General features: G+C 69.6%; 12 protein-coding genes. 7 read left to right on the top strand and 5 right to left on the bottom strand.

Annotated features, from left to right (window positions below; all coding sequences use genetic code 11):
• The first annotated feature begins 9 nt into the window (after positions 1 to 9).
• Genes J2851_RS23965 through J2851_RS23955 form a run of 3 tightly spaced genes read left to right on the top strand, consistent with a single transcriptional unit; the run spans position 10 to position 3,868 of the window.
• Positions 10 to 1,077, top strand: a complete 1,068-nt coding sequence (locus tag J2851_RS23965) for a polyamine ABC transporter substrate-binding protein (protein WP_209769408.1) — start codon at positions 10 to 12, stop codon at positions 1,075 to 1,077.
• Positions 1,078 to 1,130: 53 nt separating this feature from the next.
• Positions 1,131 to 2,573, top strand: coding sequence for an FAD-binding oxidoreductase (locus tag J2851_RS23960; RefSeq protein ID WP_209769407.1), 1,443 nt, complete (start codon positions 1,131 to 1,133; stop codon positions 2,571 to 2,573).
• The gene (locus J2851_RS23955; RefSeq protein WP_209769406.1) at positions 2,570 to 3,868 is read left to right on the top strand and encodes an NAD(P)/FAD-dependent oxidoreductase; all 1,299 of its coding nucleotides are present in this window, start codon (positions 2,570 to 2,572) and stop codon (positions 3,866 to 3,868) included. Before J2851_RS23960 ends, J2851_RS23955 begins: the two co-directional genes overlap by 4 nt.
• A 226-nt stretch (positions 3,869 to 4,094) precedes the next feature.
• On the opposite strand, the gene J2851_RS23950 is transcribed toward J2851_RS23955, so the two are convergent.
• From J2851_RS23950 to J2851_RS23940, 3 genes are all read right to left on the bottom strand, one after another.
• The gene (locus J2851_RS23950) at positions 4,095 to 4,391 is read right to left on the bottom strand and encodes a hypothetical protein (RefSeq protein WP_209769405.1); all 297 of its coding nucleotides are present in this window, start codon (positions 4,389 to 4,391) and stop codon (positions 4,095 to 4,097) included.
• A 122-nt stretch (positions 4,392 to 4,513) separates the two neighbouring features.
• Positions 4,514 to 4,849 (bottom strand): hypothetical protein, encoded by a 336-nt coding sequence (locus J2851_RS23945; protein ID WP_209769404.1) that lies wholly within the window; start codon positions 4,847 to 4,849, stop codon positions 4,514 to 4,516.
• 33 nt (positions 4,850 to 4,882) lie between these two features.
• On the bottom strand, positions 4,883 to 5,095 hold the full coding sequence (locus tag J2851_RS23940) for a hypothetical protein (protein ID WP_209769403.1): 213 nt from the start codon (positions 5,093 to 5,095) through the stop codon (positions 4,883 to 4,885).
• 487 nt (positions 5,096 to 5,582) lie between these two features.
• Here J2851_RS23940 and J2851_RS23935 point away from each other — a divergent pair, with 487 nt between their 5' ends.
• From J2851_RS23935 to J2851_RS23920, 4 genes are read left to right on the top strand one after another with little or no spacing between them, the layout of a single operon-like run.
• Positions 5,583 to 6,266 (top strand): GntR family transcriptional regulator, encoded by a 684-nt coding sequence (locus J2851_RS23935; RefSeq protein ID WP_209769401.1) that lies wholly within the window; start codon positions 5,583 to 5,585, stop codon positions 6,264 to 6,266.
• Positions 6,267 to 6,317: 51 nt separating this feature from the next.
• Positions 6,318 to 7,397 carry a phosphotransferase gene (locus J2851_RS23930; RefSeq protein WP_246500888.1) on the top strand — a complete coding sequence of 360 codons (1,080 nt, stop codon included), beginning with the start codon at positions 6,318 to 6,320 and terminating at the stop codon, positions 7,395 to 7,397.
• A gap of 6 nt (positions 7,398 to 7,403) precedes the next feature.
• Positions 7,404 to 8,732, top strand: coding sequence for an aspartate aminotransferase family protein (locus tag J2851_RS23925; protein ID WP_209769400.1), 1,329 nt, complete (start codon positions 7,404 to 7,406; stop codon positions 8,730 to 8,732).
• A gap of 12 nt (positions 8,733 to 8,744) precedes the next feature.
• Positions 8,745 to 9,398, top strand: coding sequence for an HAD family hydrolase (locus tag J2851_RS23920; RefSeq protein ID WP_209769399.1), 654 nt, complete (start codon positions 8,745 to 8,747; stop codon positions 9,396 to 9,398).
• Here the strand turns inward: J2851_RS23920 and J2851_RS23915 are convergent, their stop codons facing one another.
• A complete protein-coding gene (locus tag J2851_RS23915; protein ID WP_246500887.1) occupies positions 9,399 to 11,753 on the bottom strand; it encodes a glycoside hydrolase family 31 protein in 2,355 nt (784 codons plus the stop codon).
• Complete coding sequence (locus J2851_RS23910; protein ID WP_209769398.1) at positions 11,750 to 12,811, bottom strand: ABC transporter ATP-binding protein; 1,062 nt, start codon at positions 12,809 to 12,811, stop codon at positions 11,750 to 11,752. The genes J2851_RS23915 and J2851_RS23910 overlap by 4 nt, the downstream gene beginning before the upstream one ends.
• Position 12,812 lies beyond the last annotated feature (1 nt).

Here is a 12,812-nt window from a genome sequence, read left to right as displayed (position 1 = left end):
GCTGTTCCTATGGCCAAGTCGACGCTTCTGACCTCGCGGCGCGGGTTGCTGAAGGGCGGCGCTGCCGGCCTCGTCGGCCTGGTCGCGGCCCCGGCGGTCTTCTCCCGCCGCGCCCACGCCGCCGACGCGGCGCTCACCGTCACCTCCTGGGGCGGCGACTACAACAAGATGGTGCGCGAGGTCTTCGCCGACCCCTTCACCGCGGAAACCGGCATCCCGGTGACGCTGGTCGACAACGGCGACATGGCCAAGGTGAAGGCCCAGGTGCAGGGCAAGGCCGTGCAGTGGGACGTCATCGACGCGCCGGCCGCCTTCGCGACCTCCGGCGCGCGCGACAAGCTGTGGGAGCCGCTGGACCTGTCGATTATCAAGCCCGGCCCGCTGGTGCAGGGCCCCGCGGCCGACTACATGCCGCTCTACCTCTACAGCGGCGGCCTGGTCTGGGACGCCAAGCGCTTCCCCGACGGCAAGCACCCGGTCGACTTCGCCGGCTTCTACGACGTCAAGCAGTTCCCCGGCCGCCGCGTGATGCGCTCCCTCGCTTCCGAGACGCTGGAGGTCGCGCTGATCGCCGACGGCGTCGCGCCCAAGGACCTCTACCCGCTCGACGTCGAGCGGGCGTTCCGCGCGCTCGACCGCATCAAGCCGCACGTCACGAAATGGGCGGCCACCACGCCGGACCAGGTGAACGCCATCGTGCAGAGCGAAGGCGACTTCTCCTACAGCTACTTCAACCGCGTGAAGTCGGCGCAGAAGGCGGGGGCATCCCTGGACTTCTCCTTCGAGCAGACGGTGAATTCGCTCGATTATTTCGCCGTCCCGAAGGGCACGAAGAACAAGGAGGCGGCGATGCGCTTCATCGGCTTCTGCCTGCGGCCGGACCGCCAGGTGGCCTGGGCGACGCGCGGCTACTACCTGCCGAACAGCGTCACGGCCATGGACGAGGTGAAGGCGTCCCCGGCAGCGCAATACCTGCCTGACCTGACCAACGGCAAGAACGTGATCGTCGATTCCCAGTGGTGGAGCGAGAACTACACGGCGGTCCAGAAACGCTACGCCGAGTGGATGCTGACCTGACCGCGCCGCTCCCACCCTCCTTGTCATCCGTCGCTTCCACCGGTGCGAACGCCATGCCCTATGATGCCTGCCTTGCCGAACTGACGTCGATCGTCGGGGAGCGCTACGTCGTCACCGACCCCGCCGACACCGGGGCCTTCCTGCTCGACCACCGGGCCCGCTACCGCGGCGAGGCGCTCGCCGTGGTGAAGCCGGCGACGACGGACGAGGTTTCCCGGGTCGTCAAGGCCTGCGGCAAGGCTGGGGTCGCCATCGTGCCGCAGGGCGGCAACACCGGCCTGTGCGGCGGCGCCACGCCGCTCGGGCCGCGGCCAAGCATCGTCCTGCGCCTCGACCGCATGAACCGGATCCGCGCGGTGTCCCCGGCGGAGGAGACGATCACGGTGGAGGCCGGCTGCATCCTCGCCGACATCCAATCCGCCGCCGCCCGCGACGGGCTGCTGTTCCCGCTGAGCCTGGGTGCGGAGGGCAGCTGCCAGATCGGCGGCAACATCGCCACGAACGCCGGCGGCATCGCGGTGCTGCGCTACGGCAACATGCGCCAGCTGGTGCTCGGGCTGGAGGTCGTGCTGGCCGACGGCACCGTGCTGGACGGCCTGCGGCGGCTGCGCAAGGACAACGCCGGCTACGACCTGAAGCAGCTGTTCGTCGGGGCGGAAGGCACGCTGGGGATCGTGACCGCGGCGTCCCTGAAGCTGTTCCCGGCCATCCGGTCACGCTCCATCGCGATGATGCAGGTGGCCGGCGTGGAGGACGCGCTCACCCTGTTCGCCCGCGCCCGCACGACCTTTGGCGAACGGATCTCCAGCTTCGAGATCATCGGGGCGTCCTACATGGACTTCGTGCTGAAGTACGTGACGGGCACGGCGATGCCCTTCGCCCAGCCGGCGCCCTGGTACCTGCTGCTGGAGGTGGGGGATTCCCGGCCGGAGGCGCCGCTTGCCGCTGATATGGAAGGGTTCCTCGGCGACGCCTTCGAGGCCGGGCTTGTCAGCGACGCGGTCATCGGCGCCAGCCTCGCCCAGGAGGAGGCGCTGTGGAAGCTCCGCCACGGTGTCACCGGGGAGTTCAAGCTGGCCGGCAAGACGATGTCGCACGACACGTCCGTTCCCGTCGCCGAACAGCCGGCCTTCGTGGCGCGCGTCGAAGCGGCTGTGCTCGCCGCCTATCCCGACGCCAACGTCATGATGGTCGGCCACATCGGCGACGGCAACATCCACGTGGTCGTGCTGTTCCCGCACGAGCGCTTCGCCACGGCCGACGCCTTCGAGGCCGCTTCCGACGCGATCGACGTGATCATCGACGACATCGCGATGGAACTGGGCGGCAGCATCACGGCGGAGCATGGCGTCGGCTACACCTACCGCCGCCGCCTCGCGCGCACCAAGAACCCTGACGAGCTGATGCTGATGCGCAAGATCAAGCAGATGCTCGACCCGGACGGAATGATGAATCCCGGCAAGATCTTTCTGCCGGCGGAAAGCCCGGCGCCATGACGGCTCCTCTGGCCGCCCCGGTGTCTCTGCCGCCCAACGTCTACGCGCTCGACGCTCCGCCGGCGCCACCGCCCCCTCCACTCGACGGCTCGCGCCGCGCGTCGGTCGCGATCGTCGGCGGCGGCATCGTCGGGCTGACCACGGCGCTGCACCTCGCCGAGGCCGGGGTCGACACCGTGGTGATCGACCAGGGCGAGCCGGGCTGGGGCGCGTCGGGGAACAACGGCGGCCAGCTCAATCCCGGCCTGAAGTTCGATCCGGAGGTCATCGAGCGGGTCTGGGGTCCCGACCTGGGGCGCCGCATGGTCGATTTCGCCTACGACACGACCAACCGGACCTTCGCGCTGATCGAACGGCTCGGCATCGCGTGCGAGGCGCAGCGCGGCGGCACGCTGCGGGCGGCCCGCAACGCCAACGCCTTGGGCGGCGTCGAAGAGACCGCGCGGCAGTGCATCGCCCGCGGCATGCCGGTGTCCGTCCTCGGCCGGGAACAGACCGCCGCCGCGACCGGGACGCCCGCCTACCATGGCGCGATGCTCGACCGCCGCGGCGGCCATGTGAATCCCCTCGCCTATGTGCGCGGTCTCGCCAGGGCCGCCATCGCCGCCGGTGCCGCCGTCCATGGCCGCACGACGGCGCGGGCGCTGACGCGGCGCAGCGGCGGCTGGTCGATCGAGACACCGACCGGCACCATCGAGGCCGAAAAGATCCTGATTGCCACCAACGGCTTCACCGACGACCTCTGGCAGGGTCTGCGACGCACGGTGGTTCCGGTGTTCAGCGCCATCGCGGCGAGCGAACCGCTCGGCGCCGACCGCCTGCAAGGGATTCTGCCTGACCGGCCGGCCGTGTACGAAAGCGGGCGCATCACCGTCTATTACCGGATCGACGCCCATGGCCGGCTCCTGATGGGTGGGCGCGGCCCGATGCGGCCGATCGGCTCGCCCGAACCGCTTGCCTACCTGACGGACTACGCGGCCGAACTCTGGCCACAGCTCGCCGGCCTGCGCTGGACCCACGGCTGGAACAGCCGGCTCGCCATGACGAAGGACCATTGGCCCCACGTCCACGAGCCGGCACCGGACGCGCTCGCTTACCTGGGCTGCAACGGGCGGGGCGTCGCGCTCGGAACAGCCATCGCCGAACAGTTGGCGCACCGGCTCATCGCTGGAACCGCTTTCACGCTGGACCTGCCGATTGTGGAGCCGAAGGTCATCCCCTTCCACGCCTTCTGGCCTCTTGGCGTTTGGACCGCTGTCCAACATGGACGGATCATGGACCGCCTCGGTCTGTAGGGGGACCGTCGCAAAATTGGAGGAATGCGGTACGGGGCCGGTTGCCCCGGCCCGCCCGCAAGGCGCCGGCACGCAAGCCGTTCCGGGCCCACATGAGGCCGTCGCAAACCTGCGCGACAACCTCATCGAGTCCGCGGGGCGGGAGTGACGCGCCGCCTCACCACAGCCGGCATGCGCGGTGGTCGATGGTTGATGGCCGATGATCAAGGGCGGCAGGATCGCGGCCTCAGTGCCGGGCATACTCCCGACAATTCGGCGCGGCAAGGCGGGCCCCCTCCCTGGCGGCCGGTGAATACACGTCGCGCCCGTAGGTCCATTGGATTTCGTAGGGGCGGTCCTGCGCCGGGCGCGCCAGGACGACGCTGGCGAAGCCGAGAAGGCCCGCCGCTTGCGCCTCGCGCGTCGCGCTGGCGATCGCATCGGCGTAACAGCCGCACGGGGGGTAGGCGAACCCATCGGCCCGAACGGTCCAGCCCGCCCGGGTTTGGACGACGAAGAACGCGAGTTTCGTTTTTTCCAGCATGTCGATGCTCCGTTGCGGGCAGCAAGTCCGCGCGCCGGGTCAAACACGAGCGGCTCCTGTCCTTGTCTCCCGACGGTGATCCTCGGCCATGGCCGGCCATTCAGGCCCGGCCTCCGCAGGGATCAGACATCCCCGGTGCCTTTGGAAAGGCGGGCGAGCGCTTCCTTGAGCCAAGGATCACGGACGGTCCGGCCGCGCCGCGCCCACGGGACATTGGTGGAATTGCCCGCCTCGTAGAGGTCCTGCGCCAAGGCCTCGACCGTGATCCGTCCGCTCAGCTCGCCCTCGCCGGCGACGCGTTCGCGCCCGGTGTCCACCACCTTGAGCCGGTACTGCTGCCGGCCATCGTCCGACGGCAGAAGACGCTCGATGCGGTGGGCGCCGGACGGGGCGCCGTGCTCCACAGCGGTGGCGGCGAAGTAGACGATCTGGCCGACATGGTATTTCGGATTGTCCATGGATGTCCTCCGGCGGCGCGGTGTGATCAGGCATCAGGCAGGGGAAACCGCCGCCTTCCGGCCGCCGCGCGGCGCGCGCTTGGCCGGCTTCAGGTCGCGCCGCCGCAGCGCCTCGGCCTGAATGGCGGGCAGCATGGCCTGGGCCGCCGTCTGCTGCTTCGGCGTGCCGGTCTGCACCAGACGTTCGGCGTTGGACATAAGGACGCCGAGGTCGGCATCGGACATTTCCGGGAGTTTCTCAATCATGCCCGTTGTCATCGGATCTCCGTGTGGTTGTGGCACGCCCCCGCACTTGGCGTGCGCCGGGCCGGGTTCGTCAGGCGGGTGCGGGTTCGCGGATCGGGAGCCCCCGGCCGTTGCGGCCAACGTGCCGCCTTTCCCAGGGCATGTGCGCCCTGGGCCCATCGCAATACATCTGTTCTAAAATTGGTCGGCATCCAAAAAATACAATGGATAATGTGGAAAATGCAAAATCGCGCTTCAGATTTTCCGTCGTTCTCATGACAGGGTTTGGAGGCGTTCTATAACGTCAAATACCGCAGAAATACCGAAACACCGCCCCGTTGCCTCCGAGATTTTTTGCACGCATCTGACGGTCCTCTACCTAGAGTCAATCGATGTTGCTCTGGGTACGCGCTGCCCGGCCCGCTTGTTGGGTCACGACGCAGCCTTGATCTCCGCTCCGCCTCGCCGTATGATGCATCATACAGCATGTGCCTGGAGGGAGGAGGCGGTGACCGGATTCGATCTGACCCTTCTTGCGCACGACAACCTTGGCAGCACGATCTACCAGAAGCTGTGCGAGGCCCTGATGAAGGGCGCGTTCAAGCCCGGCGATCGCCTGCGCATCCGCGATCTGGCCGAACGTCTGGGGACGAGCGTCACGCCGGTTCGCGACGCCATCCTGCGCCTGGTGCAGGACCAAGCCCTGGTGCTGCGCTCGCCGCGCGACATCCGCGTGCCCATGCTGACCAGGGCGGTCTACCTGGAAATCCGCGACATCCGCGTCAACCTGGAAGGGCTGGCGGCGGAGCGCGCCGCCCAGCAGGCCACGCCCGCCCAGGTCCGGGCCCTCGATCAGCTTCTGGCGCGCAACGAAGAGGCGATCCGGGCGGACGACACGCCGCTGGCCACCGAACTCAACCAGATGTTCCATTTCGCGCTTGCCGACATCGCGGACATGCCCGTGCTTCGGGACATCCTGCGGCGGCTGTGGCTCCAGATGGGACCGCTGATCGCGGACGTTTACGGCGGGGCAGGGCGCACCATGATCGACCACCATTATCCCCTGATGGACGCCATCCGCCGCCACGACGGTCCGGCCGCCGCCCGCGCCATCCAGGCCGACATCCTGCTGGCCAGCGGCCCCATTCTGGAACGCATCGACGCCGCCGACGCCCGGTCTCTCGCCTCCTGATCCTCACCGCATTTCCACGCCAACACGCCCCCTACAATGATGCATCAAACATTGAACACCTCCAGCGATGCGACAGCGGCCACCGCACCGCCCGACGTCCTGACCACCCCGGCGCCGCCCATCTCCATCGAGGAAGCCGCGGATGCGGCGCTGCGGCATTTCGGCGTGACCGGAACGGTGCGCGCGCTGACCAGCGAGCGTGACCGCAACTTCCACATCGCGGCCCCCGGTGAGCAGGGTGTCGGGCAGGGCTATGTGCTGAAGTTCACCAACCCGGCGGAGCCGCAGCTCGTCACCAGCTTCCAGACCGGGGCCATGCTGCACGTGGCCGCGCGCGACGCCGCCCTGCCGGTGCCGCGCGTCGTGCCGACGCTGGAGGGGGAGGCGCAGACGACGGTCCAGGTCGAGGGCTGCGGCATGGTCCTGCGGCTGCTGACCTATCTGGAAGGCACGCCGCTGCACGCGGCACCGGCATCGCCCGGCCAGATGCGGGCCCTGGGCACGACGCTCGCCCGGCTGGACCTCGCGCTGGCCGATTTCGAGCATCCCGGCTCGCAGCGGGACCTGCTGTGGGACATCACGCGCGTCCCCGGCATCGCCGAACGGTTGCATTACGTGGAGGACGCGTCGCGCCGGAACATGGTCGAGCGGTTCGTCGCCCGCTTCGCCGACCAGGTCGCCCCCCGGCTGCCCGCGCTGCGGCATCAGGTGATCCACAACGACCTCAACCCCCACAACGCGGTGGTCGATCCGGTTGGGCACGAGACGGTCACCGGCATCATCGACTTCGGCGACGCGCTGAAGGCGCCGCTGGTCAACGACCTCGCGACGGCGCTCGCCTATCACGTCGCCAGCGGCGAGACGCCCTTCGGCTCCATCGTGGCGATGACCCGCGCCTACACCGCCGTGCTGCCGCTGACGCCGGAGGAGGTGGAGCTGCTGCCCGACCTCGTGGCCGGGCGCCTCGCCCTGACCATCGGAATCACCGCGTGGCGCGCCGCCGAGTATCCCGAGAACCGCGCCTACATTCTGCGCAACGCAGAACGCGCCTTCGCCGGCCTCGACCGGCTGACCGGGACCGAGGCGGCCACCGCGACCCGACTGATTCATCTCGCCTGCCAGGAAGAGTGACACCCCATGACGATGGTCAACGCCTATGCGCCCGACGCCGCCGGTTCCCTGCCGGAGCGGGAGCGCGCCCTGATCGCCCGCCGCGAACGGCTGCTCGGCCCGGCCTACCGCCTGTTCTACGCCGACCCGGTCCATGTCGTGCGCGGGGAGGGGGCCTACCTCTATGATCCCGACGGCAACCGCTATCTCGACGCCTACAACAACGTCGCCTCCGTCGGGCACAGCCGGCCGGAGGTGGTGGAGGCGATGGCGAAGCAGGCGGCGGTGCTGAACACCCACACGCGCTACCTGACCGATACCATCCTCGACTTCGCCGAGGCCTTCCTGGCGGAGTTCCCGCCGGAGCTGTCGCACCTGATGCTGACCTGCACCGGGAGCGAGGCCAACGACCTGGCCCTGCGCGTCGCCCGCGTCCGCACGGGTGGTACGGGTGTCGTCATCGCGCACAACGCCTATCACGGCGTGACCTCGGCGTTGGCGGAGATGTCGCCCTCGCTGGGCGCCGCGGTGAAGCTGGGCGACCATGTCCGCGTGGTGCCCGCCCCGGACGGCTACCGCCGGCCGGAGGCCGAAGTGGGCGCCGCCTTCGCCCGCGACGTGGAGGCGGCCATCGCCGACCTGCGGGAGAAGGGAATCCGGCCGGCGGCGCTGCTGGTCGACACCATCTTCTCCAGCAGCGGCGTCTTCACCGACCCGGCCGGTTTTCTCGCCCCCGCGGTGGAGGTGATGCGCAAGGCCGGCGGCGTCTTCATCGCCGACGAGGTGCAGCCCGGCTTCGGGCGGCTCGGCACGCACATGTGGGGCTTCGCGCGCCACGGGCTGGTGCCCGACATCGTGACGGTCGGCAAGCCCATGGGCAACGGCCATCCGGTGGCGGGGGCGGTGTTCCGGCCGGAGGTGATCGAGGCCTTCGGCAAGAGCCAGCGCTATTTCAACACCTTCGGCGGCAACCCGGTGTCCTGCGCCGTGGCCCATGCGGTCCTGAAGGTCATCAAGGCCGACCGGCTGCAGGAGAACGCCCTGGCCGTCGGCAACCAGATGATCGAGGGCCTGCGGGCGTTGGCCGCCAAGCACGCGCTGATCGGCGACGTGCGCGGCAGTGGCCTGTTCATCGGCGTCGAGATGGTGCGAGATCGCACCCTGAAGACGCCCGCGTCGGAAGAGACCGCCCGCGTGGTCAACGGCATGCGCAAGCGCCGGGTGCTGATCAGCGCGACGGGCCAGGAAGGTCACATCCTGAAGATCCGCCCGCCGCTGGTGTTCTCGCCGGACGACGCCACCTTGTTCCTCGCCACGCTGGACGAGGTTCTGGCGGAAACCACCAGCGCCCACTGAGGAGCAAGCTCCATGACCCCGATTGCGGACCGCGCGTTCCCCGAGGCGGTGATCTTCGACTTCGACGGCGTCATCCTGGACTCCGCGCGCATGAAGACGAACGCCTACCTCGACCTCTACGAGCTGCGCGATCCGGAAATGCAGGCGCGGCTGCGCCGGATCGTCTGGCAGAACGGCGGGCTCAGCCGGGTCAAGATGCTGCCCATCCTGGAGCGCGAGCTGTTCGGGCGCGCCACCGGGGAGGACGGGATCATGGAGCTGGCCCGGCGCTACGCGGACATCGTCGACCGGAGGGTGAACGACTGTCCGCTGATCGCCGGGGCGGAAAGCCTGCTGGACCAGCTGAGCGGCACGCCGTGCCATCTCGTGTCCGGAACGCCGCAGGAAACCCTGCTCGGAACCGTCCGCGCCAAGGGGCTGGAGCACCGGTTCGTATCGGTCACCGGTTCGCCCAGCGTCAAGGCGGAGGTGTTCGCGGCGATCGTCGCCGCCGGCAGCTTTGAGGCGGCGCGCACGCTGGCCGTGGGCGATTCCCTGACCGAACTGGACGCGGCCCAGAAGTCAGGAATCACCTTCGTCGGCGTGGTGCCGCTGGACGAGCCCAACCCGTTTCCGGCCGACGTGCCGACCGTCAACGACCTGTTCGGGCTCGCCCAGCGGCTCTGACTACTCCTCCACGCTCAAGCGGACGCCGCGGGCATCGCCGGCCCGCAGCGCCGCTCCACCAACCGCGCGCAGGCGGAGCACCGGCCAGGCCGGCCGGTAACGGCCGGTCGCGTCGGCGGAGATCACCGCGGCGCCACCGTCCCGGACCAGCGAGACCCGCGTGACCAGTCCCGCGCCGTCGCGCCAGGACGCGGTGTCGCCGTCGTCGTCGTACAGCAGCGCTTCGGCACCCTGCGGATCGCCGTAGACGACCAGTTCGCGCTCCGTGTCCGTGGCCGGATCGACGCGCTGGCCGGCGGCACCCAGGGGGAGCAGGGCGCCGGCCCGCACGAACAGCGGCGTCCCGCCAAGCGGGGCCGGCACCGTCGCGACCGCCCCGCCCGGATGGTGGCTGCCGTCGTGGAAGAAGAACCAACCGCCCGGGTTGTCCGGCAGCCGGACGGACCGGCGGTCCGCGCCCGGCTCCAGCACCGGCGCCACCAGAAGGTCGGGGCCGAGCATGAAGGCGTCCTCCGTCGCCGCGGCGCCGGGGTCGTCCGGGAAATCGTAGAAGAGCGGGCGCACCACCGGCTCGTCCGCCTCCGCCGCCCGCCACATCCGGGTGTAGAGGTAGGGCATCAGGCGGTAGCGCAGGCGGATCGCCTCGCGGATCGGGTCGATGACCTCCGGGTGCATCCAGGGCAGCGTTGTGACGCCGTCGCTGTTCCAGGAATTCATGACGAAGCGCGGCCAGAAGGAACAGAACTCAACGAAGCGGCACAGCAGCTCCGGCCCCGGGCTCGGCCCGTGGAAACCGCCGACGTCGTGGCCGATGTCAAACATGCCCGACAGGCTCATGTTGAGCCCCTGGGTCAGGTTGAAGCGCAGCGTCTTCCAGGCTGTGGAATTATCCCCCGACCAGGTCTGGCCATAGCGCCACAGGCCCGCGGCACCGCCGCGCGTGATGGTGTAGGGGCGCTTGCCGGGCACCCAGGCGGCTTGCGTCTCGTGCGCGAGCTTGGTCATCAGCAGCGCCTGCGCGGGCCGCGCCAGGGTCTGGGGGAAGGGCCTGCCGTCGCCCGCCGCCACCGCATCCTCGTCCCAGATCTCATACTCGTTGTTGTCGTTCCACACCGACACCATGCCGGGGCCGAGCAGCGCCGTCTCGATGCCCCGCCGCCACCAGGCGCGCGCCTGCGCGTTGGTGAAGTCGAGGTGGTAGCCGAGGCCGTCCCAGAACTGCGCCACCGCCGGCCGCCCGGTCTCCCCGTCGCGGACCAGCCCACCCACGTCCGTCACCTCGGCCAGCCGGGGGTGGTCGTCGAGCAGGCAGGGCTTGAGGTTGGCAACGGGGTGCAGGCCGGCCGCGTTCAGCTTCGCCAGCGTCGCGGCGGGGTCGGGGAACTTGTCACGGTTCCAGTGGAAGGCGTAGCGCCGCCCGCCGATCATCGTGTAGCCGGAGCCGAAATGGAAGCTGTCGCAGGGGATGGCGTGCTCGGCGCAGCGCGCGACGAAGTCGGCGATGCGGGCGTCCGCGTCCGCCGCGTCGGCGATGGCCATGGAAGTGGTGGCGAAGCCCAGCGTCCATTTCGGCCCGAAGGCGTGCCCGCCCGTCAGCCGCGAGAAGGCGCGGACCACCTCCGGCACGCCGGGCCCCGCGAAGACGAAGGCGTCGAGGTCGCCGTCGTCCGCCCGGTAGGAGCGGAAGGGCCCATGGTAATTGTCGATCGTGGCGCCGAGGTCCATCTCCCCGGTGGCGAGGTTGTCGTAATAGACCCCGTGCGCCCCCGCTGGCCCCGCGACGATGACGAAGGGGATCATCTTGTAGAGCGGGTCGCTCAGCTCCGCGTCGAAGCCACAGGGATCGACCGCGTCGATGCGGAAGCGGCGGCCGGTGTGGTCCAGCGGGCCGGCCTTGTCGCCCACGCCGTAATGCCGCTCCCCCTCGTTGCGCGTGACGAAGTGGGAGAAGGCGTGGGTCTTGCGCGACACGAAATAGGCCTGGGTGCGCCGGTCCTCCAGGAAGGGCGCGGACTCGCCCGCCCGGTACCAGGCGATGCCGAAGGGCTCCAGCGTCACCACGGCGCGGAGTTTCGCGCCGCGGATCGTCACCGTGCCTTCGCCTTCCTCGATGGTGGCGGCCGGGCAGGCGAAGCCGGCGAGGTCGTCGCGGCCGCGACCTTCATAGGGCGGGTCGATGCCGTCGGGGGCCACCGACCAAGTGCGGTCGAGGCGGTAGGCGCCGTCGCGGCGCATCAGGATGCGGCCCACGTCGTCCTCGACGAGACCGACGCGCAGGTCGACTCCATGGTCCAGGTCGAACAGGGCGTAGATGCCGTCGCGTCCGCGGAAACGAGCTCGGGTCAGGGCCTTCATGCGTGGCTCCGGGCGGGAATGGGGTCGGGCCGGCAGGCGAGGCCGGCGGAGTCGAAGAGGTGGAGGTGCTCGCGGCGCAGCCGCACGGGCAGGCGGTCGCCGCGGGCGAGGGCGCTCTGGCCGTCGATCCGGATGGTCACTTTGAGATCGCCGGGGCAGCCAAGAGCAGTCGTGTAGAGGAAGGTCTCGCCGCCGAGCTGCTCGACCAGATCCACCTGGACGGTCAGGTCGGCGTCGGCCTCCGCGCAGGGCTGCACATGCTCGGGCCGGATGCCCACGGTCACGGCATCACCCAAGAAGTTATCGCGCGGCATCCGGGCGGCGTCCGCCGGCAGCAGGTTCATGCGCGGCGAGCCGATGAAGCCCGCTACGAACAGGTTGGCAGGGCGGTTGTAGAGATCCAGCGGTGTCCCGATCTGCTCGATCCGCCCGGCGTTCAGCACGACGATGCGGTCGGCCAGCGTCATGGCCTCCACCTGGTCGTGGGTGACGTAGATCATCGTCCCACCGATCTCCGCGTGCAGGGCGGCCAGCTCCTTGCGGGTCGCCACGCGCAGTTCGGCGTCGAGATTGGACAACGGCTCATCGAACAGGAAGATCTTGGGATCGCGCACGATGGCCCGCCCGATGGCAACGCGCTGGCGCTGGCCACCGGACAGCGCGCCGGGCTTGCGGTGCAGGTAGTCGGTCAGGCGCAGCATCCGCGCGGCGCGCTCCACCCGCCGGGCGATCTCCGCCTTCGGCACGCCCATGTTCTCCAAAGCGAAGCTCATGTTCTGGTGGACGCTCATGTGCGGGTAGAGCGCGTAGGACTGGAACACCATCGCCAGCCCGCGGTCGGAGGCCGCGGTCCGCGTCACCTCCGCCCCGTCGATGTGGATGTCGCCCGCCGTCGCCGTTTCCAGCCCGGCGATGACCCTCAGCAGCGTGGATTTCCCGCAGCCCGACGGCCCGACGAAGACGATGAACTCGCCGTCCGCGATGCTGAGGTCGATGCCCTTCAACACGGCGACGCTGCCGAAGTCCTTGCGGACCCCGCGAAGCTCCAGTCCAGCCATA

Origin of the sequence: Azospirillum rugosum, assembly GCF_017876155.1 — a bacterium.
Taxonomy (GTDB): Bacteria; Pseudomonadota; Alphaproteobacteria; order Azospirillales; family Azospirillaceae; genus Azospirillum; species Azospirillum rugosum.
The sequence above is the reverse complement of the archived record's forward strand: the minus strand, read 5'-3'. Positions and strand labels throughout refer to the sequence as shown.